This is a genomic window from Nocardioides sp. P5_E3 (assembly GCF_054049275.1).
Genome location: NZ_JBFUMR010000015.1, coordinates 1 through 25,730, shown reverse-complemented (window position 1 = coordinate 25,730; position 25,730 = coordinate 1). Strand labels below are relative to the sequence as shown.

Sequence of the window (25,730 nt, the reverse complement as noted above, 5' to 3'; positions counted from 1 at the left end):
CGATCAGTACGTGATGCTCGACTCACTCCGCTGGCGGGTGGTCAGCACCCGTGCGGCGATGAACCCGCCGATGGCCCCGAAGAGGTGGCCCTGCCACGAGACGCCCGGCTGGCCGGGCAGGACACCGAGCAGCGCGCCGCTGTAGAGCAGGAAGACCGCGACCCCGATGAAGATCTCGACGGTGCGACGGTTGAGGAGGCCGCGGACGATCAGGTAGACGATCCACCCGAAGATCAGCACCGAGGCGCCGGCGTGGGTGCTGCCCGGCTGCGCGAAGAGCCAGACGCCGAGCCCGCCGACGACCCAGATGATCGCGGTGGCGGCGAGCCCGCGGGCCAGCCCGGTCGCGAGGGTGAGGAAGCCGAGCACCAGCACCGGGACGGTGTTGCTGACCAGGTGGTCGAAGCCGAAGTGCAGGGTCGGCGCGAGCGCCACCCCGACCAGGCCGTCCTCGCTGCGGGGCTGGATGCCGTACGCGTCGAGCGGGTTGCCCGTCGCGGCGTCGAAGATCTCGAGCAGCCACAGCAGCACGACGAACCCACCGGTGACGAGCGCGGCACCCTTCCAGGCGGGCTCACGGGCGGTGGTCTGCATGCCCCTCATCGTGACATCCGGCGCGAAACGGGCGCCCTGTCTCGGCGGCGTTCAGGACCGGCGGGCGGCGACCTCGGGCGGGAAGCCGCCGGTGGAGACGGTGCCCCAGCGGGTCGGCGTGATCCGGAGCAGGGACTTGCCCTGGTCGACCATCGCCTGCCGGTACTCCTCCCAGTCGGAGTGCTCGCCGGCGATGGAGCGGAAGTAGTCGACGAACGCGTCGAGCGCCTCCTCCCCCTCGCTCGCGTCGAGCACCTCGCACGTGCCGTCGACCTGCACCCACGCGTCGTCCCACTCGTCGGAGAGGACGAYGACGGAGACGCCCGGCCGGTGCCGCGCGTTCTTCGTCTTCGCGCGCTGCGGGTAGGTGGCGACGACGATGTGTCCGCCGGCGTCGACGCCGCCGCTGACCGGCGACGCCTGCGGGCTGCCGTCGGCGCGCTCGGTGATGAGCAGCATGCGGTGGCGCGGGCGTACGAACTCGAGCAGCTCGTCGAGCCCGACCTCGGTGTTCGTCGCGATGTTCGGAGCCATGGCTTTGAGGTTAGCGACTGCCCGCGACGACCTCTCCCCCGATCCAGACGCGCTCGACCCGGGCGGCGCCGATCTCGTCGGGGGCGTCGAAGGGGTCGCGGTCGAGGAGGACGAGGTCCGCGACCGCGCCGGGCTTGACCATCCCGGCGTCGTCACGGTGGCACACCCAGGCCGAGCCGGAGGTGTACGCCGCGAGGGCGACCTCGAGGGACAGGGCCTGGTCGGGGAGGAACGGCTCGCTCCCGGCACGCCCGGGTTCCCCGTAGGCCATCCGGTGGACGGCGACGTGGACCGCCTCGAGCGGGTTCGGGGTGCTGACCGGCCAGTCGCTGCCGGCGACGAGGCGGGCGCCGGCGCGGTGGAGGTCGCCGAAGGGGTACTGCCGCGCCGCCCGCTCCTCGCCGAGGAACGGGATGGTGAGGTCGACCATCTGGTCGTCGTAGCAGGCCCAGAGCGCCTGGACGTTGGCCGCGACCTGCAGCTCGGCGAACCGCGGCACGTCGGCCGGGTGCACCAGCTGGAGGTGCGCGACCTGGTGGCGGTGCAGCGGCTCGGTGCCCTCGAGCGCGTCGAGCGCCTCGCGGACGCCGCGGTCACCGAGGCCGTGGACGTGCACCTGGAAGCCGGCCTCGTCGAGGGCGCCGACGATGCCGCGCAGCGCGCCCGGGTCGACGAAGGAGAGACCGGTGTTGGTCGTCGCGTGCCCGCACCGGTCGAGGTAGGGCTCGACGAGGGCCGCGGTCCCGTTCTCCGCGACCCCGTCCTGCATGATCTTGACCGAGGTCGCGGCGAACCGCCCGTGGGAGTACGCCGTCCGCTTCTCCACCAGCTCGGCGACCTGCTCCAGCCCGCGCTCGCGCTCCCACCACAGCGCCCCCACCACCGAGGCGACGAGGTCGCCCGAGCGGGCGGCGCGCAGGTAGGTCGGTCCGGTGTCCTGCATGCCGGCGTACGCACCGACGATCGCGTCCTGCCAGCCGGTGATCCCCAGCGACAGCAGGTGGCGCTGGCCCTCGAGCAGCCCGGTGTAGAGCTCGTCCGGCGTCGCCGTCGGGAGCACCGCGAGCGCCAGGCCCATCGCCCCTTCGTGCAGCATGCCGGTCGGCTCGCCCGAGTCGTCGCGCTCGACGCGGCCGTCGGCCGGGTCGGGGGTGTCGCGGGTGATGCCGGCGACCTCGAGCGCGCGGCTGTTGACCCACATCCCGTGGTGGTCGCGGTTGACCAGCGCGGCCGGGCGGTCGGCGACGACGGAGTCGAGCTCCGCCGCGGTCGGGAGGCCACCGGGGAAGGCCGCCATCGCCCAGCCGCCGCCCTGCACCCAGTCGAGGTCGGGCCGGGAGGCGGCGTACGACGCCACGTGCGCGAGGTAGGCGGCGCGGTCGATCGGCAGGCCGCTGAGGTCGCACGTCAGCCGTTCGAGACCGCCCTGCACCGGGTGGACGTGCGCGTCGGTGAAGCCCGGCAGGAGCAGCGCCCCGCCGCAGTCGACGACCTCGGCGCCGGGCGTGCGCAGCGAGCCGCCGACCGCCACGACGCGGCCGTCGCGCACGAGCACGTCGCCGACGTCGCCGAGGTGGCGGAAGCCGTTGAAGACGCGTGCGTCCGTGAAGACGGTGTCCGGCATGGCGCCCATCGTGGCAGGCCTCCGGCCCGCGCTACGGTCGGTCGCATGCAGATCGACCTCGCCGGCAGGAGCGCGCTCGTCACCGGATCCACCCAGGGCATCGGCCTGGCGATCGCCGAAGGCCTCGCGTCCGCGGGTGCCCGCGTGGGCGTCAACGGGCGGTCCGAGGAGTCGGTCGGCCGGGCGGTCGACGAGCTCCGGGCGGCGGTCCCCGGCGCGGACGTCGTACCCGTCGTGGCCGACGTGGCCACCGACGACGGCTTCGCCGCGGCGGTCGACGCGATGCCGGAGGTCGACGCGCTGGTCAACAACCTCGGCATCTTCGAGAGCCGGCCGGCGCTGGAGATCACGGACGAGGAGTGGCGGCGGTTCTTCGAGGTCAACGTCCTCGCGAGCGTGCGGCTGACCCGCCACCACCTGCCGGAGATGGCGCGGCGGGGCTGGGGCCGGATCCTCTACATCGCCAGCGACTCGGCGGTCGTGACGCCGGTCGAGATGATCCACTACGGCATGTCCAAGACGGCCCTGCTGGCCGTCTCGCGCGGCTTCGCGAAGGAGGCCGCGGGGACGGGCGTGACCGTGAACTCCGTCATCGCCGGTCCGACCCACACCGGTGGTGTCGAGGACTTCGTGCGCAGCCTGGTCGGCGACGACCTGCCGTGGGACGAGGCGCAGCGCGAGTTCATGACGAAGCACCGCCCGCAGTCGCTCCTCCAGCGGCTCATCGAGCCCCACGAGATCGCCGCGATGGTGACCTACCTCAGCTCGCCGCTCGCCTCCGCCACCACGGGCGGTGCGCTGCGGGTCGACGGCGGGTACGTCGACGCCATCCTGCCCTGAGGACGGCCTCAGCCGCCGTCGAGCCCGCGCCGGTGCAGGTCCCGGACGCGGTCGTCGTACGGCGACACGGGTCCGTGGACGGGCACGCCCGGGGCGACGTCGGTGATCGGCAGCGCTGCGACCGGCGAGGCGGGCAGACCCCACCCGGCCCGCCACTGCGAGAGCTGCGCGGACGAGGCGGCGTACACGATCGGCCCGAGCCCGACCCAGGCGTGGCCGGCGGCGCACATCGGGCAGTGCTCGCCCGAGGTGTAGACGACGCAGCCGCCGCGCTGCTCCTCGGGCACGTGGGCGGCGGCCCACTGGGCGAGCTCGAGCTCGGGGTGCGCGGTCGGGTCCGAGCCGGACACCTCGCGGTTGCGCCCGGTGCGCAGGACCGCGCCCGAGGAGTCGACCAGCACCGAGCCGAACGCGCCGTCGCCGTCCCCGAGCGCCTCCTCGGCGAGGCGCAGGCAGAGCTCGAGGTGGTCGGCCGCTCCGGGCAGGTCCGGCAGGTCGCGTGGCATGGGCCCCATCTGACCCGATCCGGGCCGGCGCGGACAAGGGTGCAGCGCGCACCCCTTCGGGCGGTCTGCGGTCCGCGACGGTCTGCCTACTGTCGAAGGCATGACCACCGTCAGCCGCACCTTCGACGTCCACCCGCAACCCGCAGTCGTCATCGACTACCTCAAGGACTTCAGCAACGCCGAGCAGTGGGACCCCGGCACCGAGTCGTGCACGCGGCAGGACTCCGGCCCGGTCCAGGTGGGCTCCTCGTGGCACAACGTCTCGAAGATCGCCGGCGTGACGACCGAGCTGACCTACACGCTCCAGGAGCTGACCGACGACACGATCGTGCTGGTCGGCCACAACGACACCGCGCGCTCCGTGGACACGATCACGGTCGTGCCGAGCCCCGACGGGCCGGGCAGCCGGATCACCTACGAGGCCGTCATCGAGCTCAAGGGCGCGGCCAAGGTCGCCGACCCGGTCATGAAGATCGTCTTCGAGAAGATCGGCAGCGACACCGAGGACGACATGACGACCGTGCTCAACCGTCTCGCCGCCTGACCTCCCGGCACCGTAGTCTCGGTGCCACCACGCCGGACGACGAGCGGAGGGGCGATGGCCGGGGACGACGAGCGCTACAACTCCGCGGGGCGCCTGCGGGGCAAGGCGTACGACACCGAGATGGAGCGGCTGCAGGAGCAGCTGGTGCTGCTGCAGTACTGGATCCAGTCGCAGGGGCTCAAGGTCCTCGTTGTCTTCGAGGGCCGCGGCTCGGCCGGCAAGGGCGGCGTGATCAAGCGGATCACCGAGCGCACCAGCCCGCGCACGGTGCGGATCGCAGCGCTGCCGAGGCCGACCGACCGCGAGCGCACCCAGTGGTACTTCCAGCGCTACGTCGAGCACCTGCCTGCCGGCGGGGAGATGGTCCTGCTCGACCGCAGCTGGTACAACCGCTCGAACGTCGAGTGGGTGATGGGCTTCTGCACCGAGGACGAGCACCAGGAGTTCCTGCGCAGCTGCCCGGAGTTCGAGCGGATGCTGGTGCGCTCGGGGATCGTGGTCCTGAAGTACTGGTTCTCCGTGAGCGCCGAGGAGCAGCGGCGCCGCTTCGAGGCCCGCAACGACGAGCCGCTCAAGCGGTGGAAGCTGTCCGACATGGACCTCGCCGAGCGTGAGCTCTACGTCCGCTACTCGATGGCGAAGGACACCACCTTCCAGTACACCGACATCAAGCAGGCGCCCTGGTACGTCGTCCCGTCCGACGACAAGCGCGCGGCGAGGCTCAACTGCATCACCCACCTGCTCTCGCAGTTCGACTACGAGGACGTGGCGCCGCCGCGCGTCGAGCTGCCCGAGGTGCGCGACATCCCCTACGTCCGCCCGCCGCTCCACGAGCAGACCTTCGTGCCGCAGGTGTTCTGAGGCGGGTCAGGCCGCCGGCAGGACCAGGTCCGCGACGACCCGCGCCTCGGTCAGCGGATCGGCCGGCGCGCCGCGCAGGAGGCTGGCGAGCGCTCCGTTGTAGACCACGAGGAGCCGGGCGACCGTCCCCTCCGGATCGGCGATCCGCGCGTCGTCGACGAGCTCGCGCAGCCGCTCCACCAGGGCGGTTGTGTCCGCCTCGACGAGGCGCAGCACGGGGTCGTCCCTCCCGTCTCGCGGGCGCTCGGACGCGGTCGCGAGGAAGCAGCACCACTGGGTCGTGCCCGACGAGCGGCGGAACTCCACCAGCGCGTCGAAGAGTGCGAGCACCCGGTCCCGCGGCGAGCCGGCTGCCGAGATCGATGCCTCCCACTGGACCGCCCAGGCCGCGAGCCGGCGCTCCAGCACCGCCGCGAGCAGCCGGTCCTTGCTGCCGACGTGCTGGTAGAGCGTGGCGATGGCGACGCCCGCCTCCGCCGCGACCCGGTCGACGCCGGTCACCCCGATGCCGTCGACGAAGAAGAGCCGCTCGGCGGTGTCGAGGATGCGCTCACGGGTCTCGGTCCTGGCCACATCTGGAGCATAACGCTCGTTATGGTAGAACGGTCGTTATGGTCACCGAGACAGACGTCGAGCAGCGCTCCCCCGCGAGGAGCGTCGCTGTCGCGCTGGGGGGCACCCTGCTGATCGCGTCGACGTACGGCATGGCGCGGTTCGGGGTCGGTCTCTTCGCGCCGCGCCTCGTCGCCGAGCGCCCCGAGCTGGCACCGGTCGTCGGGTGGGCGGCCGCGGCCCAGTTCGTCGCGTACTCGCTGGCCGCGGCAGTCGCGGCCCGGGTCTCGGACCGCCGGCCCCGCGCCGCCGTCCTGGTCGCGGGGACCACCGCTGCACTCGGGTGCGTCGGGGTCGCGACGACCGCGTCACCGGGCTGGTTCGTCGTCCTCGTCTTCGTCGGCGGCACGGGGGCGGGCCTCGCGTCGCCCGCCCTGGTGCGCCTCGTCGACGCCGCCACCCCACCCCACGCGGCCGCGACGGCCCAGTCGCTCGTCAACACCGGGACGGCGGTCGGGGTCGTCGTCGCCGGTGCCCTCGCCCTCGCCGTCCCGTCCACCGCCGGCGCCTGGTGGACCATGGCGGCGCTCAACGCCCTCGCCACGGGTGGGGTGCTCCTGCTCGTGCGTGGTCGCGCCGCGGGCGGCGCGCAAAGGACCGGAGCGGGCACCGGGACGTCGTACGACTGGCGTCCCCTCGCGACGCCGGCGGTCGCGGCGGCGGTCGTCGGCGCCGGCTCGGCGCTCCTGTGGTCCTACGGCCCGCTCGTCGCGACCGGCGCCGGGCCGGTCGACGAGGGCAGCGTCGGGTTCCTGTGGATCGCGCTGGGCCTGGGCGGACTCCTGGGCCCGCTGACCGGCCGGCTCGTCGAGCACCGCGGGCTGGCGGGCGCCTGGACCTGGTCCGTCGGCGCGGTGGCCGTCGCCTCCGTCGCCCTGGCCAGCGCGGTCGGCCTCGGCCTCGCGTGGCCGTCGTACGTCGCCATGGCGTGCTTCGGCGCCGGCTACATGTGCCTGTCAGGCGTGCTGATCCTGTGGGCACGGGAGGTGTGGCCCGAGGCGGCGGGGCGCGGGACGTCCGTCCTCTTCGTCGCGCTGGCGGTCGGCCAGGCCGTCGGTGCGGTCGCCTTCGACGTGTGGCTCGACGTCGCCGGTGCCGTCACCGCCTGCCTGACCGCCGCCCTCCTCTGCCTCGCGGGCGCAGCGCTGGTCAGGCGTCGCTGACGTCGATCAGCACCTTGCCGATCGCACCGTCCTCGACGGACGCGTGGGCCTCGGCGGTGCGCTCGAGCGGGTAGTGGTGCAGCGGCAGGCCGTGATCGTCGCCGACCCCGTAGCCGCCGTCGGCGACCGCGGCCGTGATGTCGTCGGCCGCCGCGCGCAGCGCCGCCTCCCCGACCGTGTAGAGCAGCACCCACTGGAAGCGGGCGTTGGTCGAGAAGGTCTCCCGCACGCTGATGCTCACCTCGTCGCCGCCGTTGTTGGCGTAGATCGCGATGGTGCCGCGCGGCTTGATGACGCGCAGGTCGAGCTGCAGGTTCTGCGCGGGTGCCACCTCGACGACGATGTCGACGCCGTCGGGCGCCAGGTCGCGGACGGCGTCGGCGGTGTCGCCCTCGCGGTAGTTCACCGTGTGGTGCGCACCGGCGGCGGTCGCGAGCCTGGCCTTGTCGTCGCTGCTGACGGTGGCGATGACGGTCGCGCCGGCCCACCGCGCGAGCTGGATGGCGGCGTTGCCGACCGCGCCCGCACCGCCGGCGACGAGCACCGTCCGACCGGACAGGGCGCCCGGGGCGAGCCGTTCGGGCCCGTCCTCGGAGGTGGTCAGGGCGCGGTGGGCGGTGATCGCCGGGACGCCGAGGGAGGCGCCCACGTCGTACGACGCCCCCTCGGGCAGCACGGTCAGGTGACCGACGGGAAGCACGACGAGCTCCTGCGCGGTGCCGCCGGGGCGCCGGTGCTGCGCGAGCATCGTCCAGACCCGGTCGCCGACCGCGAGCCCGTCGACGTCGGGTCCGACGGCGTCGACGACACCGGAGCCGTCCTGGCCGGGCACGACCTCGGGGAAGGCGAGCTCGCCCATGCCGCCGGCGCGGAACTTCCAGTCGGTCGGGTTGACCCCGGCGCGGACGATCCGCACCCGGACCTCGCCCGGGCCCGGGTCGGCCGCCTCGCGCTCGACCACCTCGAGGACCGAGCTGTCGCCTGTCTCGGTGTAGACCACGGCACGCATCGCGCTTCTCCTTCGTCGGGGACGTGTGGTGTGCCTCAACGCACGCACCCCGCCGACTATGCCGCCCGGGGTCAGGTCGTGCCGAAGCGCCACTCGAGGTGGGCGTCGTACGTCTCCCCAGGCCGCAGCGTCGCCGACGGCCACTCGGGCCGGTTGGGCGAGTCGGGGAAGAGCTGCGGCTCGAGCGCGACGCCGTCGCCCTGGCGGTAGCGGCCCCCGCTGGTCGAGCGGCGGGTGCCGTCGAGGAAGTTGCCGGTGTAGACCTGCAGGCCCGGCTGGTCGGTCCACAGCTCGACGGAGGTGCGCGTCCTGGTGGACAGCAGGCTCGCAGCGCGACGCAGCCCGCTGCCGCGCACGACGAAGTTGTGGTCGATGCCGCGGGCGTCGACCACCTGCGGGTGCTCGGTGCGCAGCGCCGGTCCGATGGGCCTCGTCGTGCGGAAGTCGAAGGGGGTGCCGGCGACCGGGCTGTGGCCGCCGGACGGGATGCCGGTCCCGTCGATCGGGGTGACGTCGTCGGCCTCGACGAGCAGCTCGTGGCCGTCGATCGTCCCGGCGCCCTCACCGTCGAGGTTGAAGTAGGCGTGATTGGTCAGGTTGACCACGGTGGCGGCGTCGGTCGTCGCCTCCAGGGTGCCCCGGACGGTCTGCCCCTTCACCTGGTAGCGGACCCTGGCGCTCACAGTGCCCGGGAACCCCTGATCGCCGTCCGGGCTCACCAGCGACAGCACCAGCTCATCGGCGTCGTGCGACTCGACGTCCCACAGTCGTACGTCGAACCCCTCGGGCCCGCCGTGCAGGCTGTTGCCCCGGTCGTGGGTGCGCACCTCGACGTCCCGACCGTCGAGCGTGAAGCGGCCGCCGGCGATGCGGTTGGCGTAGCGCCCGATGACTCCGCCGATGTAGTCCCCGCTCGCGAGCCGCTCCGCGACGTCCGGATGTCCGAGCACGACGTTGCGCCGCTCGCCGTCGCCGCACGCCACGGTGAGCCGGTGGACGGCCGCGCCGAGGGTCAGCACCTCGACCACGGGCCCGGGCTCGGCGCCGATCGTCAGGCGGCGTACGTCGCGTCCGTCGGCCATCTGACCGAAGAGCTGGTCCTGCGCGGGGTTCTGGCTCACGGGAACATCCTCCGGCATGGCGGCGCGGGCGACCTCGCACTGGGACCCCCCGTGTCGGCGCCCAGTCGGAACGTGACCTGTCTGGCATCGCGAGACGCCGATCTATCGTGCGTCCCGGCTGCACCTCGACGTGTATCCCACCGGCCGCGACGACACGTTGCCCATGGCGAGTCGAGTCGAGATCGTCGACGCTCGCGTCGCCGCGCTCGTGAGCCTCGGCGCAAGCGTGGATCGGCGAACGAAGGGCGATGAGCCAGGTGACGAGTTCTACTACGTCGTCATGCGCGACCCGGAGGGCAACGAGTTCTGCGTCAGCTGACCTGCGCCTTCACCCGCCCGCCCGCCCGCCCGCGACCATCAGCGCCCTCGAGCCGCCCTCGGATCACCGGCTGAGCATCGCCTCGGTGTCGATGCCGCCGAGCTTGGCCGGGTTGCGGATCGCGTAGATCTGGGAGATGCGGCCGTTCTCGACGACGAGGCTGATAGCGGTGTCGTAGCCGTCGGCGACGTCGACGATCTTGGCGCCGGGTGAGCCGTTGAGGGTGACGGGGACGATGCGGGCGCCGGCGCCGAACTTCTCGAAGGTGCGGAGCAGGTTGGCGACCTTCTTGGCCCCGACGACAGGCTTGAGCGTCGCCTGGGCGATGCCTCCGCCGTCGGCGACGAGCACAACGTCAGGGGCGAGGGCGTCGAGGAGGCCCTGTAGATCACCCTGGGTGACCGCGGCGAGGAACCGTTCGACGACCTGCTGCTGCTCGCTGCGGTGGACCTCCACGCGCGGCCGGCGGGATGYGACGTGCTCGCGGGCGCGGTGACCGATCTGGCGCACCGCGGCCTGGGACTTGCCGACGGCCTCCGCGATCTCGGCGTACGGCAGGTCGAAGACCTCACGCAGCACGAACACGGCTCGCTCGACCGGCGTCAGCGTCTCCAGCACGGTGAGCATCGCGAACGAGACGCTCTCAGCCAGTTCGACGTCCTCGGCCACGTCCGGGGCCGTCAGCAGCGGCTCGGGCAGCCACTCGCCGACGTACTGCTCGCGCCGCCGGGCGTTGGCGCGGAGCTGGTCGAGGGCCTTGCGGGTGATCATCCGGACCAGGAACGCGCGGGGGTCGCGCACCTCTGCGCGCGCCTCCGCGCCGATCGCGTCCCAGCGGATCCACGTCTCCTGGACGACGTCCTCCGCCTCGGCGGCCGAGCCGAGCATCTCGTAGGCGACGGTGAAGAGCAGTCCGCGGTGCGCGACGAACGGGTCCTCGATCACGGTCACGAGCCTACGGCGACCGGCGGTGTGGTCGGCTGGGCCAACGGCTTCAGGCCGCACGCATCGGCGAAGCCGTCGGACTCGATGCCGAGCGCGACGTTGGCGCGGGTGGTGAAGTTGGCGAACGCGACCACCGCGGTCAGCTCGAGCACCCCGGCCTCGCCGAGCTGCGACACCAGCGACTCGACGAGGTCGTCGGTCACGGTCGGCTGGGTCTCGGTCATCGCCTCGGCGTACTCGAGGACTGCCTGCTCGAGCGGGGAGAACACCTCCGACTCGCGCCAGCGCGGAACCTCGCGGGCCTTGTCCATGTCGAGGTCCTTGTTGTGGGCCTCGAAGTAGTTGAAGTCGAGGCACCAGCTGCAGCCGACGCGCGAGGCCACGACCATGTGCGCGAACGACTTGAGCTGCTCGTCACACCGGTCCCACTTCTGGACCTTCCTGCCGACGGACGCCATGTCCATCAGCACCTGCTGGTGGTGCCAGTAGACGCCGATCGACGTGGGCACCGTGCCCAGCGTCCTGCGCGCGAAGCGCTTGATGAGCCGGCCCTTGGGGCCGGTGATCTCGGCAGCGGGGATGCGGGTCGTTCCAGACATCTCGTCCTCCTCATGGGGTGGGTAGGACATCAAGACGCCGGTCGGCCCGGATGTGTGACACCGGCTTCGGATCAGGGCGGAACCAATGCGTGATCGCGACCGCGGGCAGCGCGAACACAAGGCCAGCGCACCCTCCCCGTGGCGGCGACACAGGCGAGGATGACTGCGAGGACAGGTCGCAGCCAGGTGAGCGGCTGGGGCCGCGTCGCTGGTGATCTGAGTTGGTGGGACTTGGAAGCTGCTACTGGGTGATCTCGGTCAGAGGGTCGTGACGAGGCCGCCGTCGATCGTGAGGTCTGCGCCCGTGATGTTGGCAGCGGCGTCACTCGCGAGGAACGCCACCAGGCGGCCTATCTCGGCTGGCTGCGTGAACCTGCCGGTCACGCTCGCGGCCGCCGCGCCGGCCGCGACGGCCGCGGGGTCCGAGCCAGTGGCCCGGGCGACAGTCGCGGCAACCCCCGATGCGCCGAGCCACAGATCGGTGGCGACGGGTCCCGGGCTGATGGTGTTGATCCGGATCCCGCGCGAACCGAACTCCTTCGAGATCGCCTTGCAGAAGTTGGACAGGGCGGCCTTGGCCGCCCCGTAGTCGATCACCGCTGGGTCGGGCAGGAAGGCGTTGACCGAGCTGGTGGTGACGATGACTCCCTTTCCTGCGTCGAGCATCGGAACCAGCGCCGCTCGAGTCGTGCGTACAGCGGCCATCAGGTTCAGCGTGATCGAGGCGAACCACTGATCGTCGGTCACGGAGAGGAAGCCTTGCGTTCTCGGTGCTGCGGCGCCGACGTTGTTGACGAGCACGTCGATCCGCTGATGTCTCTCCATCGCTGCCGCGACCAATGCGTTCGGGCCGTCTCGATCAGCGAGGTCGACGGCGACGAAGGAGACGTGGCCCTCGTCGACGAGGTTGTCGAGCTCATCCGACCGCTGGCGGGCCCCGGCCACGACATGCCCACCCTCGGCGACCAGCGCCTTGACGATCGCGAGTCCGATGCCTCTGCTCGCGCCGGTGACCACGGCGATCGACCCGTTCAGGCCCAAGTCCATGACGTCAGAGACCTTGTTCCTTGAGCCAGATCAGGACCGCATCGGCCACGTCTCGCCAGCCATGGTCGATCGTGAGTGAGTGCCCGCGACCTTCGAACTGCTTGAGCTCGGTCACCGCCGACGACTTGCGGTACTGCTTGAKGGTCGAGCGAGTGACGACGTCCGGCACCGTGTGGTCCTCCAGCCCCGAGATGAGGAGAAGAGGCCCGCGAGTCTCGTTGCCGGTCTCGACGGCGGCCGGTGAGTGCAGGGAGAAGTTGGCCACGGCAGCCTGGAACAGCGGTCTCGCGGGCGACGGAATGGTCCAGGACTCGAACAGCTCATCGGACTCCTCCTGACTGACCGCGTTGCCGAAGCCGAACCGGAACTCCTCCTTGGTCAGAGCGACGGCACGGTGACGATTCGCCGGATTCCCGAGCGCAGGCAGGCCGGCCCGCAGTTGCGAGAGCGGCAGCGGCAGCACTCCCTTGATCTGGGCGGGGTCTATGGCGACCCCAGCGGCGCCGACTCCCTCCCCGAGCAGCTTCTCGGCCAGGAGACCACCGAAGGAGTGACCGACGAGCACCGGCGGGGCACCCAGCTGCTCGATGATCGAGGTGAAGTGTCGTGCAGCCTCATCGATCCCGATGTCTGCCACGAGCTCGGGTTGCTCGCGTGCTGCCGCGACCGTTCTCGGCTCGTTCGGCCAGCCAGGAGCGATCGGCTCGTAGCCGTTGTCCCGGAACAGCTCCATCCATGGGCCCCAGCTGGTGGCGTGCAACCACAGACCGTGGATGAACACGACGGGTGTCGGATTTCTTGGCATGAGGAGGACCTCTCTCGAAGAGCTCGGCAGTGGCGTCCGAGCGCAGATCGAGCCAACACCCGCGTCACCTCGACGGTCCAATACCTGTTCCTGCCCGACCGATAACCAGCCCGCTCCTCGAGCGAGGTCCGACACCGAGTGAGTCCGCTATCGTGAGAATGCGGGCTCGGCGTACCGCGGTGCTCCGACCGGCAGGGGTGACGGAATGGATATCGACCTGCGCCTCGTGCGCTACTTCGTCGCGGTCGCCTCCGAGCTGCACTTCGGCCGCGCAGCCGCCCAGCAGTTTGTCAGTCAGCCCGCGCTCTCCAAGCAGATCAAGAAGCTCGAGACCCAGGTCGGGGAGCCGCTGCTCGTACGCGACAGCCGGCACGTCAGCCTCACGCCCCGCGGCGAGCGGTTCTACGACGATGCGCAGCAGCTCCTCGCCATGGCAGACCGGCTCCAGAGACCGGCCCGCTCCCCAGGTATTCGGGTCGCCCACATCCATGAGCTCGCGACCAGCCGCGACGTGTGCGACGCCTTCGCACTTGCCTTTCCCGACACGCCGTTGCTCGAACACGCCATGGTCAGCGACGCTCAGCTGGAGGCTCTCCTGGCCAACCGGCTGGACGTCGCGATCCTCCGGGTCACGCCCGCGATGGTTGCCCGGCATCCGCACGGATGGAGCCATCGGCTGCTACGCATGGAGCCCATGCTCATCGTCGGAGCAGTCGATGAGGACAACGCGCACGTGGCGTCGCTGCTCGATCTCCCGCTCGCGGTCTTCGGTGACCCGATTGACTCCGGCACCTACAACGCATACGGCGAATACCTGACCGCGCTCGAGCAGGACCTCGACGTCACGATGAGGTGGCTCGGCACGCCAGGCGCCTTCAGCCACTGCCTGGCCCACGTACGACGAGCGGACCCGCCGCTCAGACACCTGGAGTTCCTCACCTACGCCGAACGCTACGCCGCCGCCGGACTCCCGACTCGGCGGCCGCGAGAGCGTCAGCCGTACTACCCCTGGTCGCTCGCGTGGCGCGACGACGACACGAGCCACGCGACCGTCGAGTTCCTCCGGGTCGCTCAGGACGTCTCGAGCGAGCGTGGCTGGCTTGACCTCTCCGGTCATGCTCCCCCGTGGCTGCCGACAGACGAGCCGGTCCGCGCCGAAGCACTCGGCCCTGAAACCGACAGTGGGATTCGAATACAGACCCGGCACGCCCACCCGGCTCTGCCGTGCGATCCCGACAAACGCGTCGGTCCGAAGCCCGCCGTTCACAAGTAGGTGCATCGGGGCGGAGTCCTCGACTTTTTCAACCCTGCCTGCTGCGTCGTTTCGCCCCCTGTCGGAAACCAACGGATCTGGCGAGATCTGCGCACTAGCGACTCCTGCGACCACGGACGGCCCACTCGGCCATGGGGTCCAACCAGTCCACGAGGGCCTGAGCGGTGGAGCGATCGAGGTTCGGCGGCGGCGGGAAGGGCGCGTCCATGCGCCGACGTTCCCACGTCCTGGGTGGCCGACGCGCACACATCCGGATCTGCCGCGTTGAGGGCGCCTACGCTCGCCCGGCTCTGCCGCGATCAGCGTGCGGATCTGCCGATGAACGGATGCCGCATGAGCGCCAACACCTCGGGTTTCCGTCACGTCACCCGATGCGGATGATCCGAGAGCGTCGGGAGTGGACAAGCCTTGTCCCATGAGCGATCGCACGTCCCCGGGACGACCGTGAGGAGGACCCATGAACGACGTCATCGGTGAGACCCTCCCCCTGGCCCTCGGCGTCGCGATCAGCCCGATCCCGATCATCGCGGCCATCCTGATGCTGCTCTCCCCCAAGGCGAGAGGCACCAGTCTGGGATTCCTGCTCGGGTGGGTGCTCGGGATCCTGGTCGCTGTCGTCGCCTTCACCTTCCTCGCATCCGTCCTCCCCGAGGCGGACGACAGCTCGTCCAAGCCGGTCGCCGGCACGATCGAGATCGTCCTGGGCGCGCTCCTGCTGGTCCTCGCGATCAAGCAGTGGCGATCGCGGCCCGCCGGCGACGCCGAGCCTCCCCTGCCGCACTGGATGCAGGCCATCGACACCATGACCGCCGGACGGGCCCTGGTCCTGGGCTTCCTGCTGTCCGGACTGAATCCCAAGAACCTGCTCATGGGAGCCGCCGCTGGTATCGCGATCGGGTCCGCCGACATGACGACCAACGGCTACGTCGTCACCATCGCGGTCTACACCGTCGTCGCGGCGTGCACCGTCGCCGTCCCCGTCATCGCCTACCTGGTCGCCACGGACAAGATGGCCGCCCCGCTCGCCAGCCTGCGCACGTGGTTGGTGCACAACAACTCCACCGTCATGGCCGTGCTGCTGCTCGTCATCGGCGTCGTCCTCGTCGGCAAGGGCATCGGCAGCTACTGACGTCCCCATCTGCCCGTTGGGCGGGCGGACCTTGGCGAGATGCGCGACGTGCCGTCAGGTCACCTCAACCGGGTGAAGTGAGCAACCATCTGCTCGCAGAGGCTGCTCGCGTACCTGACCACAACCATGATGTCGGGTCCACTACTGGTCTTGTCGACCATCGCCTCGGCTCGAGAGGAACGCGCTCATGCAGACGTCCGACGACTCCGCGGAGATCATCACGCAGACGTACTTGTACGGCTTTCCGCTGGTGTTCAACCTCGATCAGGTGACGCGCTACGTTACCGAAGGAGTGGGGGCGAACCCGGCAGCGCCGTTCAACAGCTTCAGCCACGCCCGGAAGCTGGCCGGGCCACAGGACACGTTCGTGACGATCAACAACGACACGGTCTACTCGATGGCGCAGCTCGACCTCAGCGTCGGGCCAGTGGCGCTGCACGTGCCGGACACCGGTGGCCGGTACTACGTGCTGCAGTTCGTCGACGCCTGGACGAACAACTTCGCTTACGTCGGCCACCGCGCCACCGGCACGAGGGAAGGCGACTTCCTCCTGGTCCCACCCGACTGGGACGGCCCCACCCCCGAGGCGCAGACCCTGATCCAGTTCCCCACCACGGTTGCCTCGATCGTCGGACGCTGGTCGGTCGCCAGCGACGAGGACCTGCCGGCCGTGCACGCACTCCAGGACGCGACAACCCTCACCCCTGTCGATGCCGCCGCGGTGGCGGTTGGCCTCGCGGCACCGGATCCCGGCGTGCCGGACGAGCTGATCTTCCTGGAGAAGCTGCGCGTGTGGTCGCAGCAGTTCCCGCCCGCCGACCGCGACAGGCCGCTCCAGGAAAGCCTCGCCCCGATCGGTACGACGCAAGCCAGCGCCTCGCCGTACCTCACGATCTCGGACGAAGAAGTGGCATCTCTCGCCGCTGCGCTCGAGGATGCGAAGGCGACGCTCCACCAGGCACTCGTCTCGGGTCACAGCCCTGAGGTGAACGGCTGGAAGCTCACCTTCCACGCCTTCGACTACAACCTGGACTTCTTCGAGGTCGGAGCGCTCGACGACGACACGTTCAAGATCTCCGATCCGAAGCTCCGCATCGTCGAGCGAGCCGCCGCCGCGATCGGTGGCCTCTGGGGCAACCATCCCTACGAGGCGGCGTACATCATGACCTACCTCGACGACCACGGCGAGCAGCTGAACGGCGCCAACACCTACACCCTGCGCTTGAACCCGACCCCACCGGTCAGGGCCTTCTGGTCTCTCACGATGTACTCCGTTCCCGACTTCTACCTCGTCGACAACCCGATCAACCGCTACTCGATCGGCGACCGCACACCCGGAGTCATCCTCGACGACGACGGCGCCCTGACCATCACGATCAGCCACGAACGCCCCGAGGGGACCAAGGAAGCGGCCAACTGGCTCCCCAGCCCAGCAGGCGATTTCCGCCCCGTCATGCGCATGTACGAACCCGACGCGGCGATACTTGACCAGAGCTACGAGTTTCCCGCCATCACCCGAGCCTGATGTCCCAAAGCAACGCAAAGCCCTGAGCAGGTAGCGGCCCTCGCTTCCGCCGCACGCACGGATCTGCCGCGATCAGCTCGACCGGATCTGCCGATGAGCGTGCATGCCCGCCGCGCGCGGGGGGCCTATCCAGCGAACACATAGGGGCGTATGTTCAAGTCGAAGCGGTGCTTGCGCCCCAGACCCCGACGTAGCCAAGTGGGTCACGTTACTCACTTGGCCCAATGTCGGGGACTACAGCAGTCGGTCCAGGGCTACCGACGGGAACGTCAACATGACAGTCAGCCCTAGTTTCCTCACCCGCGGAGCCGCCGCAGCAGCGGTCGGCGCTGGAGTGCTCTTCATCGGGGTCCAGATCGGCCACCCGCCCCTGGAGGCCGCCAGCGTCGCCACGAGCGAGCTGATCGTTCGCGACTCCCTCAAGATGCTGATGGCCGTCCTGGCTCTCGTCGGCATCTCCGGGATGTACCTGAGCCAGGTCCGCCGGAACGGGCTCCTCGGACTCGTTGGGTACCTCGTGCTCGGCGCCGGTTACCTCTTGATCGCGTGCATGACGTACATGGCCACGTTCGTATTGCCCGAGGTCGTCGCATCCGATGCCGCCTTCGTCGATGACGTCATCGCCCACATCAAGGGCGACACCCCTGCCGGCGACATCGGCCCTCTGGCCGTGGTGCTCAAGGTTCAGGACATCTGCTTCCTGGCCGGAGGACTCATCCTGGGCATCGCACTGTTCCGGGCTCGGGTCCTCGCCCGGTGGGCCACGGTCCTCCTTGCCGTGGGTGGCGTCATCACGATCCTGCTGTCGGTGATGCCGGACGCCTTCTACCGGCTGCTGGCCTTCCCGAACGGCATCGCCCTGATCTGGCTCGGCTACTCGCTGTGGCAGAGCCAACGGCAGGTGACCGAGCCGACGCACGACACCGACGAGGCTTCGCAAGAGCACGCCGCGGTCCCGTGAGGGCGCGGGGCTCAACGTGGATGACACCGATCGCGTTGGTCGCGCTCGGCACCATCCCTGTGATCGCCGGTTCACTTCGCCTCGTCGACCTGTCTAGTGGGACCGATGTGCTGCCGGCGGACGCCCAGTTCGACGCGTCGCCTTTGCCCGTCGTGGTCCACATCGTTTGCGCGTCCGTGTTCGCGATCGTCGGCGCCTTCCAGTTCTCGCCCGTCATCCGCCGCCGACGACCCGCGTGGCATCGGCGAGCTGGGCGGGTGCTGGTGGTCGCCGGGCTGGGCGTGGCGCTCTCGGCGTTGTGGCTCAACCAGTTCTTTCCTCGGGCCGAGGGCGCCCGTGAGGTGCTCTACCCGCTCCGCATGGTCTTCGGCGCGGCCATGGTGATCACCATCGTCCTGGGCTTCGCGGCCGCGCGCCGACGTGACTTCGCCCGCCACCGGGCGTGGATGATCCGCAGCTACGCGATCGGCCTCGTCGCCGGCACCCAGGTGCTCACCCTGGGCTTCGGCGAGGCGCTCCTTGGTCACGACGACCTGACAATCGCCCTGCTCATGGCTGCCGCCTGGGCTATCAACCTGGCTGTCGCCGAACGAGCGATCCGCAGAAAGCCCCACCGTCGTACCCCCGCGGTGCCGCCCCAGGTCGCCGTCCCATGACGCAGAGTGCCTCGCGTGAGGGACGCGAGCGTCCGCTCATCATGCCGCGTGGGTGCGCTGCTCCGCGTCGACAACGTCGTGAGAGAACACATCTAGCAGCCGAGCGGCCAGGGACGTCGCCGCGCTGTCGCGCGCTTCCTCACCATGCTGTCCGGTTGCTGACCTTGGCCGGCGAATAGTCGTTCGGCGGTGCCGCCACCAAGTTCAAGGTCGCTTCGCACCCGATTGGTGCCACCCCGTCGTGGCGCGTGGCGACGAGGTAGGACTCGAGTCGTTGGACGAAGACGAGCGCGTCCCTGTTAGCGGTTGGCGATGGTGCTTCGTGGGCGTGTGTTGCGTACGAGGACGACGGAGACGGCGATGAGCCACAGGCACCACAGGACGTAGCCGGCGAAGTTGGTGAGGGACGCTGGCTCGAGGATGGGGATGACGATGCCGGTGGCGATGAGGACCGCGGAGATGATGCCTGCCGCGGCGAGCCAGGTGGGCAGGATGGTGCGGCGCAGGGCGACGACGACGAGGACGGTGAACGCGGCGGTGATGGCGTAACCGAGAGTCTCGCCGATGACCTTGCCGAGGATGGTGTGAAGCAGCTCGAAGCGGTCTTCTGCTGCGGCTCGTTTCGACGGGTCGAGTGCGTCGTTGCTGATGGCGGGGACGAGTGTGACCCACCGTTGCAGGCCGATGACTTGGACAGTGGCAGCTGCGATGCCGAGGCCGGCTATCCACCGGCCGACGGTGCCGCCTGCGAGTCGGCCGAGCCAGATGCCGGCGGGGGCGAGGAGGGCGGAGCTGAGGGCGAGGACGCCGAACCACGTCATCACTGCGGCCTGGTGGTCGCGGTAGAGGGCGAGGATGTCGGCGACGGGCTCCTCGAGGATCTGCGGGTACTCGAAGACGGTGCCGAGGATGGTGAACCCGGCGGTGGCGAGGAGCGCTGCGAGGGTGAGGGCTGCGGCGGCCCGGCGGGCGAGATGAGGGTCGAGCGCGGGCCGGTCGGCGAGCTGTGCGGTGGGGTTGACGGGCGTGGACATGACTTCTCCTGCGAGGCGACTTGTGGCTGAGGGATGGGCGTCGGGTGCGTGGCTGAGCGGGGCGGCTGATGGTGGGTCAGGCGGCGTTGGCGGTGGCGTGGTGGCGGTACCAGGTGAGGGTGTCGGCGACCGCTGCCTTCCCCGGTGTGGCGGTGGCGTCGAAGGCGCGGCGGAACTTGGAGTCGTCGACGATCCACGGGTCGGTGAACTGGTAGAGCGTGTGGAGGTACTCGCGCATGGCGGGCTTGGCGATGCCGATGGCACGCAGGGTGAGGCGGCCGGCAGCCATGAGGCGCGGCTTGGTGCCGGCGGCGGCGTAGACGCCCTCGACGAGGGCGCGGGTGGTGGGGGCGCCGTCGACGGGGAGGTGCCAGATCTGGCCGGGTGCCTCGGGACGGGTTGCGAGGGTGGCGAGGCCGGCGGCGACGTCGGGCGTGTAGGAGTAGCTGTGCGGCTGGTCGGGGTCACCCATGACTTGGGCGGTCTTGCCGCGCAGCGCAGGGATGAAGATGGTCTCTCCGAACGCTGAGCGCAGGGCGCCGGGGCCGAAGTAGTCCGACGCGCGGCCGATGGCGACTTCGACGTCGCCGGCGGCGTGCGCGGCGAGGAGTTCTTCGGTCATGGCGGCGCGGGTGGCGGACTTCTTCGACGTCGGGTTGGGTGCCATGGTTTCGACGAGCGGTGCGCCGTTGGGTGGGCCGTAGGAGTACAGGTTGTCAAGGACGACGAGCCTCGCGCCGGCGTGGCGGGCGCCGGCGAGGACGCCGCGTTGCAGGGGCGGGAACTCCTCGGCCCAGCGTTCGTAGTTCAGGGCGTTGAGGCAGAAGTAGACGGCGTCGGCGCCCTCACATGCTTCGGCGGTGAAGCCGGGGTCGGTGGCGTCTCCGCCGATGACGCGTGCGCCAGGGAAGGTGCCGGCGCCGTTGCGGTTCACCGCGGTGACGTCGTGGCCAGCGGCGGTGAGGTGGGTGACGAGGGGGTGGCCGACCTGGCCGGTTCCGAAGACGACGTGACGTGACATGACTTGGTCCTTCTGTGCGTGGGTGGGCGGGGCGGGATGGTCGAAGGGGCGGCGGGTCAGTGGGTCCGGTGCAGGAGAGGAAGAACGCAGGTGAGGGCGGTGACGGTGACGGCACCTGCAGCGCCGAAGACGGTGAACTGGTCCTCGACCTGGACGCCGACGAGCGTGGTGAGGGTCCAGCCGAAAGCCCAGGCGAGGCTCAGGTAGGCGGGCCAGACGTAGACCAGCCAGGCCCGGGACCGACTGTGGAGCTGGCTGTGCGAGCGGCTGTTGTGGCGCGCGAGCACGACGCTCTGGGTGAGGCCGACGACCGCGCCGCAGATGAGGCCTTGGGTGACGAGGTCGGACAGCTCGGTGGCGTAGCCGACGACCGTTGAGCCGACGGCGAGACCGGCGCCGAGACCAACCGCGGTGGCCGTGGCCCAGATGGCGGTGTCACGGACGTCGAGTCGCTGCCCGAAGCCTTGAGCGACGCCGAGGACGGTGCCGGTGACCAGGCCGCCGAGCAGGGTTGCCGGGAGCGAGTCGACGGGGCCGACGAGGAGCATCGCGGCGAGGCCGCCGAGCGGGAAGCCGGGGAACGAGGCCATCCAGCGGAGGAAGACCGAGAGGCTGGAGCGCCGGCCGGCGACTGGCGAGGTGCGGGCATCGGCGTTGTAGGGGTGGGAAGCCGGGACTGAGGCGGGGGTCGGGGTGGACATGGGCGGTTCTCCTTCAGGAGCGACCGGCAGTGGCCGGTCGATGGGGTCAGCGGGGTCGTGCTGCGAGCCACGCGGCCAGCAGCTGGTCGGGGTAGGTGGCGAGGTGGTCGCGGACGAGGGCGTCGAACAGGTCGGCATCTCCGTGGAGCAGGACCTGGGCGAGTACTACGAGCTGCCGGTCGCGGGGGCGGGTAGCGGTGTCGGCAGCCAGGTCGGTGAAGCCGCTGTCGTGGCTGAGGACGGCGGCCGCGACGAGGAGCATCACGTCAGGCTCCGGCGCTCCGTCGCGTTCGTGGGCGGCGTGGGCGATGACCTGCGCCTCGGCGTCCGGGTTGCCGGCGACGAGTTGTAGGAGTAGCTGCTGAGCGTCGTGAGCCATGACCTGAGGTTGCGCCGGACCGCTGACGAAGCGCTGACGGCCGCTGACGCTGGGCAGCACGCCCGGGTGTCTCTACGCTGGCTGGGTGCTCACCATCGCCGTCTTGGGCGAGGTCGAAGCCACTCGGGACGGCGTTCGCCTGCCCCTTCCCACCGGCAAGACCACCGATCTGCTGGTTCGCCTCGCGATGCAACCAGGCACCCCCGTGCGCATCGACACCCTCATCGAGGACCTGTGGGGCGAGCCCGTGGACCGCAACACCTTGCAGGCCAAGGTCTCCCAGCTGCGTCGAGCCCTCGGCGACAAGGACGCCGTCGTCGCGCACCCAGACGCCTACCTGCTCGACGTGCCCTCCGAACACGTCGACGCCGCCGCCGCGACCACGCGCGCGGTGGAAGCCGCCGCGGCCGCGGCTGAGGGCCGGCATCCTGACGTCGTCACCGCAGCCGCGGCAGGCGTCGCGCTCTTCAGCGGCACCCCGCTCGTTGGGCAACGTGACTGGGCGGCACCGATGCGCACCGCGCTCGAGGAGACCCGGTGGGGCCTGGTCGAGCAGCTGATGCACGCACGCGTCGCCCTCGGTGGGGGTGGCGAGCTCGTCGCCGACCTGGAACGCCTCGTCGATGAGCAGCCGTTGCGAGAGCGGTTGTGGGAGGCGCTGATGACGGCGCTGTACCGCGCCGGTCGTCAAGCCGATGCACTCGCGGCCTACGGCCGCGCGCGACGACACCTCATCGACGAGCTCGGGCTCGAGCCCGGGCCCCAGCTGCGGGAGCTCGAGGCGAAGCTGCTCGCCCAGGATGCGGGCCTGCGCGGGGCAGACCAGGACGTGAAGCTCGCGCCGACCAACCTGCCCCGACCCCGCGCTCCGCTCGTCGGCCGCGACCGCGACCTGTCCGCCGTGACCGGCCTGCTCCAACAGCCGGGCGTCGTGACGCTCGTCGGGCCGGCCGGCGTCGGGAAGACGCGCCTCGCGATCGACGTCGCGCACGCCGCAGCACCGGCAGGCGGAGCATGGATGGTGCGTCTGGACGCTCTGCGCGCGGGAGCGAGTGTCGGCGAACTCCTCGAAGCGGTCGCCACTACCTTGCACGTCGCCCCGGAAGCCGGGGCCTTGCAGGACCGGCTGCGGGGCGCACCCACCTTGATCGTGCTCGACAACTGCGAGCACGTCGTGACCGCCGCCGCGGACCTCGTCGACTGGCTCCGGGATGCCTCGCCGCAGGTGCGAGCCATGGCAACCAGCCAGCTGCCTCTGGGCGTCGATGACGAAGAAGTCGTAGACGTCTCACCGCTGCCGCACGCAGCGGCGGTTGACCTGTTCGAGCAGCTGGTGGCACGCCAGGGACGACGCCCGACGTCCACACCGGGGCGCGAGGCCAGCACCGCCGAGGCGCCCACGGCCGAGGTCGACCGCGACCTGGTGGAGAAGATCTGCGGGGCGCTCGACGGCCTCCCGCTTGCGCTCGAGCTGGCAGCTGCGCGCGTGCGGTCCCTTCCCCTCGACGAGGTGGCTCGCCGCCTCAGCGACCGGTTCGCTCTCCTGCGAGACCCTTCCCGGTCGCCCGACCGTCGGCATGCTCTCGAAGCGGCACTGTCGTGGAGCTACGACCTTCTGTTCCCCGACGACCAGCGAGCACTCCAGGCGTTGTCGTGCTTCGCAAGCGGCGGCACCCTGCAGGCCGTCGAAGCAGTCATGGCCGCGTTGGACGTACCGCCCACAGCAGTTCCCGACACGCTCGCCCGGCTTGTGGAGCGCTCACTGACAGTGCTGGACACAGGTGTTGCCGCGCCGCGGTACCGACTGCTCGACAGTGTGCGTGCCCACGCTCAGCAGCGCCTCGGGGAGGCCGGCGGCCTCGACGCGGCCCGGCATGCTCACGCCTCTTGGTACGCGGAGCGAGCATCGCGGTGCGCCGAAGAGATCCGGGGCCCGGCGCAACCGTCATGGCTGGACTTCGTGCGAGCCGAACGCGCCGAGGTCGACGCCGCGTTGGCGTGGGCGGCCAGCCACGACGAGCCGACAGGGACGGCCATCGCAGTAGGGCTGGGGTGGGCGTGGGCTGTGCTCGGTGACGGGTCGGCTGCGGCGACTCGGCTCCGGTCGGCGGTTGGACCGCGAGCGGAGCCGGGCGCGCGAGCGCGCGCTGCGATGTACGCGGCGTGGCTGGAGGCCTCGGCCGGTGACCTCGCCTTGGCGCACGACGACCTCGAGGTCGCGTCAGCGGCTGTCGCTGAGTTGTCGACCGCGCAGCGGGTAGCTGGGACTGAAGCGAGCCGCCGGCTGGCGGACCTGGCCAGGACGCGTTCGTTCGTAGCCGTCCAGGACGGCCGGCCGGCGGAGGTGCTGGCGGATGCCGCGGCGGCGCTGGCGGTCTACCGCGAGCTGGACTTGGCGTGGGAGTGCGGGGCGGCGCTGCTGCTGCTGGCGTACGGGGCGCTGATGGTGGGCGAGGCAACTGCTGCGGGTGCGCACGCGTCGGCAGCGGTGGAGCTCATCGAGAAGGGCGGGGACTTGTGGGGCCTGGTGCATGCGCGCGGCATTCTTGCTGGGGTGTCGGCAGCCGGGGGCCGGTTCGGCGAGGCGGCGCAGCTGTTCGAGTCAGCGGCTGACGCGGCGGCGGCGATGGGGTTCGCCGGTCAGGCGGCTCTGCATCTGGCGTCGCGGGCACGCATCCTGGTGGCGGTCGGCGACCTTGGCGCGTCGGATGCGGTGGACCGCGCGTTGGAGGCGGCGGCGGGGGTAGGTGATGGCCGCCTGACATGCGGGTTGCGAGTTCATGCCGCCCAGTTGGCTCGCATTGCTGGCGAAGGGGGGCGGGCGCGGCTGCTACTGCAGGCGAACGAGGACTGGTTCGGCGACCACGGTGGTGGGGACCGGGCCGGGGTGACGCGCGCTCTGTTGCTCGCGATGAACGACGACGAGGATGCGCTGACCGAGCTCGTCGTATCGGACCCGGACGCGTCGGCCCGGCAGGTGGCACTGGATGCGCTGGCACGGCTGGCGGCGCGAAGAGGCGACGCCGGGCGAGCAGCGGAGCTGGTGGGTGAGGCGGACGCGGTGGTGTTGCCGGCGCCGGACTTCGTGTTGCGGGTGGACCGGCCGCCCGGCTGAGCCGGCACCCGCGCCCGGGTGGTGCCGGGCGTCAGGCTGGTCGCTGGCCCCGGTGTAGTTGTCCCACTTCATGAGGTTGTTGACACGAACGACCGGATCCGCCGATGTGCGGGCGCCAGAGCGACGGGTCGAGGTGGCAGAATCGTGCTCGTGGCCCCGTGTCCCTGCGGTATGAGCCGGTGACCCCGACCGCACCCGACGGCTCGTTGGACGAGGAGGAGGTCGGAGCATGAGCGGCCTGGGCATCACCAGCCACCCGTGCCCAATGCTGGGTTGCGACTCCACGTTGGAGTCCAGCCCCTCATGGAACGGACCGAAGAGCGCGAACCAAGTCATCCACGACGACGGCTGGTTCGTCTGGAATAACAAGCTCGTGTGCGGCAAGCACCAGGGTGAGGACGGCCCCGGCCCCGACGCCACCAGTGACGCCGCCCGCAGGCGGGAAATCGTCGAGGCCCGGCGGGCCGAGTTCCTTGCCGCGGTGCGCTCCGCCGAGGGGCACACCCGCACCCAGACTGAGCACGACGCGGACTACTGCAAGGAGTGTTCGGAGGCACTGGGAGAACGGGTGCAATGGCCGTGCCCCACGGTCAGCCGTTACGGCTAGCCGATCCGGATCTGGCATCCCCTCTGTGTCAAGGAGCGCTTGGAGTGAGGGTCTTCCGACCGAGAGGTGGTCGGCGTAGCGTCGGTCGCGCGGGTCCGGGAAGTGGCTGATCCGAAGTGTCGATGAGCGGGTGCGAGTCGGCCGCGCTGGATTGAAGTGTCGCCCCGCAGTGCCCTCCCGGACCCGCCTCAGCCAGCTGCCGGGCG

At 70.7% G+C, this 25,730-nt stretch carries 27 protein-coding genes; 12 read left to right on the top strand and 15 right to left on the bottom strand.

Going from position 1 to position 25,730, the window contains the following annotated elements:
• Window positions 1-3: 3 nt before the first annotated feature.
• From ACXJKB_RS11330 to ACXJKB_RS11320, 3 genes are read right to left on the bottom strand one after another with little or no spacing between them, the layout of a single operon-like run.
• On the bottom strand, window positions 4-594 hold the full coding sequence (locus ACXJKB_RS11330; RefSeq protein WP_457188353.1) for a rhomboid family intramembrane serine protease: 591 nt from the start codon (window positions 592-594) through the stop codon (window positions 4-6).
• 51 nt (window positions 595-645) lie between these two features.
• Window positions 646-1,128: a PPOX class F420-dependent oxidoreductase gene (locus ACXJKB_RS11325; protein ID WP_457188351.1), complete on the bottom strand. Its 483-nt coding sequence runs from the start codon at window positions 1,126-1,128 to the stop codon at window positions 646-648.
• A gap of 10 nt (window positions 1,129-1,138) precedes the next feature.
• A complete protein-coding gene (locus ACXJKB_RS11320; RefSeq protein ID WP_457188349.1) occupies window positions 1,139-2,752 on the bottom strand; it encodes an amidohydrolase in 1,614 nt (537 codons plus the stop codon).
• A 45-nt stretch (window positions 2,753-2,797) separates the two neighbouring features.
• Here ACXJKB_RS11320 and ACXJKB_RS11315 point away from each other — a divergent pair, with 45 nt between their 5' ends.
• Window positions 2,798-3,592, top strand: coding sequence for an SDR family NAD(P)-dependent oxidoreductase (locus tag ACXJKB_RS11315; RefSeq protein ID WP_457188347.1), 795 nt, complete (start codon window positions 2,798-2,800; stop codon window positions 3,590-3,592).
• A gap of 8 nt (window positions 3,593-3,600) precedes the next feature.
• Here the strand turns inward: ACXJKB_RS11315 and ACXJKB_RS11310 are convergent, their stop codons facing one another.
• Complete coding sequence (locus ACXJKB_RS11310; protein WP_457188345.1) at window positions 3,601-4,098, bottom strand: nucleoside deaminase; 498 nt, start codon at window positions 4,096-4,098, stop codon at window positions 3,601-3,603.
• Between the two features lie 100 nt (window positions 4,099-4,198).
• Here ACXJKB_RS11310 and ACXJKB_RS11305 point away from each other — a divergent pair, with 100 nt between their 5' ends.
• Both ACXJKB_RS11305 and ppk2 read left to right on the top strand, forming a co-directional pair.
• Complete coding sequence (locus tag ACXJKB_RS11305) at window positions 4,199-4,642, top strand: SRPBCC family protein (RefSeq protein WP_457188343.1); 444 nt, start codon at window positions 4,199-4,201, stop codon at window positions 4,640-4,642.
• Between the two features lie 54 nt (window positions 4,643-4,696).
• Window positions 4,697-5,503, top strand: a complete 807-nt coding sequence (ppk2, locus tag ACXJKB_RS11300) for a polyphosphate kinase 2 (RefSeq protein WP_457188341.1) — start codon at window positions 4,697-4,699, stop codon at window positions 5,501-5,503.
• A 6-nt stretch (window positions 5,504-5,509) separates the two neighbouring features.
• On the opposite strand, the gene ACXJKB_RS11295 is transcribed toward ppk2, so the two are convergent.
• Window positions 5,510-6,076: a TetR/AcrR family transcriptional regulator gene (locus tag ACXJKB_RS11295; RefSeq protein WP_457188339.1), complete on the bottom strand. Its 567-nt coding sequence runs from the start codon at window positions 6,074-6,076 to the stop codon at window positions 5,510-5,512.
• 38 nt (window positions 6,077-6,114) lie between these two features.
• Between ACXJKB_RS11295 and ACXJKB_RS11290 the strand changes: the two genes are divergently transcribed.
• Window positions 6,115-7,278 (top strand): MFS transporter, encoded by a 1,164-nt coding sequence (locus ACXJKB_RS11290; RefSeq protein WP_457188337.1) that lies wholly within the window; start codon window positions 6,115-6,117, stop codon window positions 7,276-7,278.
• Here the strand turns inward: ACXJKB_RS11290 and ACXJKB_RS11285 are convergent.
• Both ACXJKB_RS11285 and ACXJKB_RS11280 read right to left on the bottom strand, forming a co-directional pair.
• Complete coding sequence (locus ACXJKB_RS11285) at window positions 7,265-8,287, bottom strand: NADPH:quinone reductase (protein WP_457188335.1); 1,023 nt, start codon at window positions 8,285-8,287, stop codon at window positions 7,265-7,267. The genes ACXJKB_RS11290 and ACXJKB_RS11285 overlap by 14 nt on opposite strands.
• Before the next feature lie 71 nt (window positions 8,288-8,358).
• Window positions 8,359-9,408 carry an aldose epimerase family protein gene (locus tag ACXJKB_RS11280; protein WP_457188333.1) on the bottom strand — a complete coding sequence of 350 codons (1,050 nt, stop codon included), beginning with the start codon at window positions 9,406-9,408 and terminating at the stop codon, window positions 8,359-8,361.
• 100 nt (window positions 9,409-9,508) lie between these two features.
• On the opposite strand from ACXJKB_RS11280, the gene ACXJKB_RS11275 reads away from it, so the two are divergent.
• Window positions 9,509-9,727: a VOC family protein gene (locus ACXJKB_RS11275; protein ID WP_457188555.1), complete on the top strand. Its 219-nt coding sequence runs from the start codon at window positions 9,509-9,511 to the stop codon at window positions 9,725-9,727.
• Between the two features lie 63 nt (window positions 9,728-9,790).
• Here ACXJKB_RS11275 and ACXJKB_RS11270 read toward each other — a convergent pair whose 3' ends face one another.
• From ACXJKB_RS11270 to ACXJKB_RS11255, 4 genes are all read right to left on the bottom strand, one after another.
• A complete protein-coding gene (locus tag ACXJKB_RS11270; protein WP_457188332.1) occupies window positions 9,791-10,672 on the bottom strand; it encodes an RNA polymerase sigma-70 factor in 882 nt (293 codons plus the stop codon).
• Between the two features lie 2 nt (window positions 10,673-10,674).
• On the bottom strand, window positions 10,675-11,271 hold the full coding sequence (locus ACXJKB_RS11265; protein ID WP_457188330.1) for a carboxymuconolactone decarboxylase family protein: 597 nt from the start codon (window positions 11,269-11,271) through the stop codon (window positions 10,675-10,677).
• A 258-nt stretch (window positions 11,272-11,529) separates the two neighbouring features.
• Window positions 11,530-12,318 carry an SDR family NAD(P)-dependent oxidoreductase gene (locus ACXJKB_RS11260; protein ID WP_457188328.1) on the bottom strand — a complete coding sequence of 263 codons (789 nt, stop codon included), beginning with the start codon at window positions 12,316-12,318 and terminating at the stop codon, window positions 11,530-11,532.
• Between the two features lie 4 nt (window positions 12,319-12,322).
• Entirely contained in the window at window positions 12,323-13,123 is an 801-nt protein-coding gene (locus ACXJKB_RS11255; protein WP_457188553.1) for an alpha/beta hydrolase, read from the bottom strand.
• Window positions 13,124-13,328: 205 nt separating this feature from the next.
• Here ACXJKB_RS11255 and ACXJKB_RS11250 point away from each other — a divergent pair, with 205 nt between their 5' ends.
• From ACXJKB_RS11250 to ACXJKB_RS11230, 5 genes are all read left to right on the top strand, one after another.
• Window positions 13,329-14,396: a LysR family transcriptional regulator gene (locus ACXJKB_RS11250; RefSeq protein WP_457188326.1), complete on the top strand. Its 1,068-nt coding sequence runs from the start codon at window positions 13,329-13,331 to the stop codon at window positions 14,394-14,396.
• A 457-nt stretch (window positions 14,397-14,853) separates the two neighbouring features.
• Window positions 14,854-15,525: a GAP family protein gene (locus ACXJKB_RS11245; RefSeq protein ID WP_457188324.1), complete on the top strand. Its 672-nt coding sequence runs from the start codon at window positions 14,854-14,856 to the stop codon at window positions 15,523-15,525.
• 187 nt (window positions 15,526-15,712) lie between these two features.
• Window positions 15,713-17,050 carry a DUF1254 domain-containing protein gene (locus tag ACXJKB_RS11240; protein ID WP_457188322.1) on the top strand — a complete coding sequence of 446 codons (1,338 nt, stop codon included), beginning with the start codon at window positions 15,713-15,715 and terminating at the stop codon, window positions 17,048-17,050.
• A 274-nt stretch (window positions 17,051-17,324) separates the two neighbouring features.
• A complete protein-coding gene (locus tag ACXJKB_RS11235; protein ID WP_457188320.1) occupies window positions 17,325-18,011 on the top strand; it encodes a hypothetical protein in 687 nt (228 codons plus the stop codon).
• 20 nt (window positions 18,012-18,031) lie between these two features.
• Window positions 18,032-18,667: a DUF2306 domain-containing protein gene (locus tag ACXJKB_RS11230; protein ID WP_457188318.1), complete on the top strand. Its 636-nt coding sequence runs from the start codon at window positions 18,032-18,034 to the stop codon at window positions 18,665-18,667.
• Window positions 18,668-18,966: 299 nt separating this feature from the next.
• Here ACXJKB_RS11230 and ACXJKB_RS11225 read toward each other — a convergent pair whose 3' ends face one another.
• From ACXJKB_RS11225 to ACXJKB_RS11210, 4 genes are all read right to left on the bottom strand, one after another.
• Entirely contained in the window at window positions 18,967-19,701 is a 735-nt protein-coding gene (locus tag ACXJKB_RS11225) for a hypothetical protein (protein ID WP_457188316.1), read from the bottom strand.
• A 76-nt stretch (window positions 19,702-19,777) separates the two neighbouring features.
• Window positions 19,778-20,722 carry an NAD-dependent epimerase/dehydratase family protein gene (locus ACXJKB_RS11220; protein WP_457188314.1) on the bottom strand — a complete coding sequence of 315 codons (945 nt, stop codon included), beginning with the start codon at window positions 20,720-20,722 and terminating at the stop codon, window positions 19,778-19,780.
• Window positions 20,723-20,778: 56 nt separating this feature from the next.
• Window positions 20,779-21,423 carry a hypothetical protein gene (locus tag ACXJKB_RS11215; RefSeq protein ID WP_457188312.1) on the bottom strand — a complete coding sequence of 215 codons (645 nt, stop codon included), beginning with the start codon at window positions 21,421-21,423 and terminating at the stop codon, window positions 20,779-20,781.
• A 46-nt stretch (window positions 21,424-21,469) separates the two neighbouring features.
• On the bottom strand, window positions 21,470-21,802 hold the full coding sequence (locus ACXJKB_RS11210) for a hypothetical protein (RefSeq protein ID WP_457188311.1): 333 nt from the start codon (window positions 21,800-21,802) through the stop codon (window positions 21,470-21,472).
• 85 nt (window positions 21,803-21,887) lie between these two features.
• Between ACXJKB_RS11210 and ACXJKB_RS11205 the strand changes: the two genes are divergently transcribed.
• A complete protein-coding gene (locus tag ACXJKB_RS11205) occupies window positions 21,888-24,917 on the top strand; it encodes a BTAD domain-containing putative transcriptional regulator (RefSeq protein WP_457188309.1) in 3,030 nt (1,009 codons plus the stop codon).
• 229 nt (window positions 24,918-25,146) lie between these two features.
• Window positions 25,147-25,524 carry a hypothetical protein gene (locus ACXJKB_RS11200; protein WP_457188307.1) on the top strand — a complete coding sequence of 126 codons (378 nt, stop codon included), beginning with the start codon at window positions 25,147-25,149 and terminating at the stop codon, window positions 25,522-25,524.
• Window positions 25,525-25,730 lie beyond the last annotated feature (206 nt).

Bases quoted from the DNA above. Each gene is read 5' to 3' on its own strand.
- ACXJKB_RS11265 (WP_457188330.1), bottom strand. From the start codon at position 11,271: ATGTCTGGAACGACCCGCATCCCCGCTGCCGAGATCACCGGCCCCAAG.
- ppk2 (WP_457188341.1), top strand. From the start codon at position 4,697: ATGGCCGGGGACGACGAGCGCTACAACTCCGCGGGGCGCCTGCGGGGC.
- ACXJKB_RS11200 (WP_457188307.1), top strand. From the start codon at position 25,147: ATGAGCGGCCTGGGCATCACCAGCCACCCGTGCCCAATGCTGGGTTGC.
- ACXJKB_RS11310 (WP_457188345.1), bottom strand. From the start codon at position 4,098: ATGCCACGCGACCTGCCGGACCTGCCCGGAGCGGCCGACCACCTCGAG.
- ACXJKB_RS11285 (WP_457188335.1), bottom strand. From the start codon at position 8,287: ATGCGTGCCGTGGTCTACACCGAGACAGGCGACAGCTCGGTCCTCGAG.
- ACXJKB_RS11225 (WP_457188316.1), bottom strand. From the start codon at position 19,701: ATGTCCACGCCCGTCAACCCCACCGCACAGCTCGCCGACCGGCCCGCG.
- ACXJKB_RS11235 (WP_457188320.1), top strand. From the start codon at position 17,325: ATGACAGTCAGCCCTAGTTTCCTCACCCGCGGAGCCGCCGCAGCAGCG.
- ACXJKB_RS11250 (WP_457188326.1), top strand. From the start codon at position 13,329: ATGGATATCGACCTGCGCCTCGTGCGCTACTTCGTCGCGGTCGCCTCC.
- ACXJKB_RS11230 (WP_457188318.1), top strand. From the start codon at position 18,032: ATGACACCGATCGCGTTGGTCGCGCTCGGCACCATCCCTGTGATCGCC.
- ACXJKB_RS11220 (WP_457188314.1), bottom strand. From the start codon at position 20,722: ATGTCACGTCACGTCGTCTTCGGAACCGGCCAGGTCGGCCACCCCCTC.
- ACXJKB_RS11240 (WP_457188322.1), top strand. From the start codon at position 15,713: ATGCAGACGTCCGACGACTCCGCGGAGATCATCACGCAGACGTACTTG.
- ACXJKB_RS11210 (WP_457188311.1), bottom strand. From the start codon at position 21,802: ATGGCTCACGACGCTCAGCAGCTACTCCTACAACTCGTCGCCGGCAAC.
- ACXJKB_RS11315 (WP_457188347.1), top strand. From the start codon at position 2,798: ATGCAGATCGACCTCGCCGGCAGGAGCGCGCTCGTCACCGGATCCACC.
- ACXJKB_RS11245 (WP_457188324.1), top strand. From the start codon at position 14,854: ATGAACGACGTCATCGGTGAGACCCTCCCCCTGGCCCTCGGCGTCGCG.
- ACXJKB_RS11260 (WP_457188328.1), bottom strand. From the start codon at position 12,318: ATGGACTTGGGCCTGAACGGGTCGATCGCCGTGGTCACCGGCGCGAGC.
- ACXJKB_RS11305 (WP_457188343.1), top strand. From the start codon at position 4,199: ATGACCACCGTCAGCCGCACCTTCGACGTCCACCCGCAACCCGCAGTC.
- ACXJKB_RS11215 (WP_457188312.1), bottom strand. From the start codon at position 21,423: ATGTCCACCCCGACCCCCGCCTCAGTCCCGGCTTCCCACCCCTACAAC.
- ACXJKB_RS11320 (WP_457188349.1), bottom strand. From the start codon at position 2,752: ATGCCGGACACCGTCTTCACGGACGCACGCGTCTTCAACGGCTTCCGC.
- ACXJKB_RS11290 (WP_457188337.1), top strand. From the start codon at position 6,115: ATGGTCACCGAGACAGACGTCGAGCAGCGCTCCCCCGCGAGGAGCGTC.
- ACXJKB_RS11330 (WP_457188353.1), bottom strand. From the start codon at position 594: ATGCAGACCACCGCCCGTGAGCCCGCCTGGAAGGGTGCCGCGCTCGTC.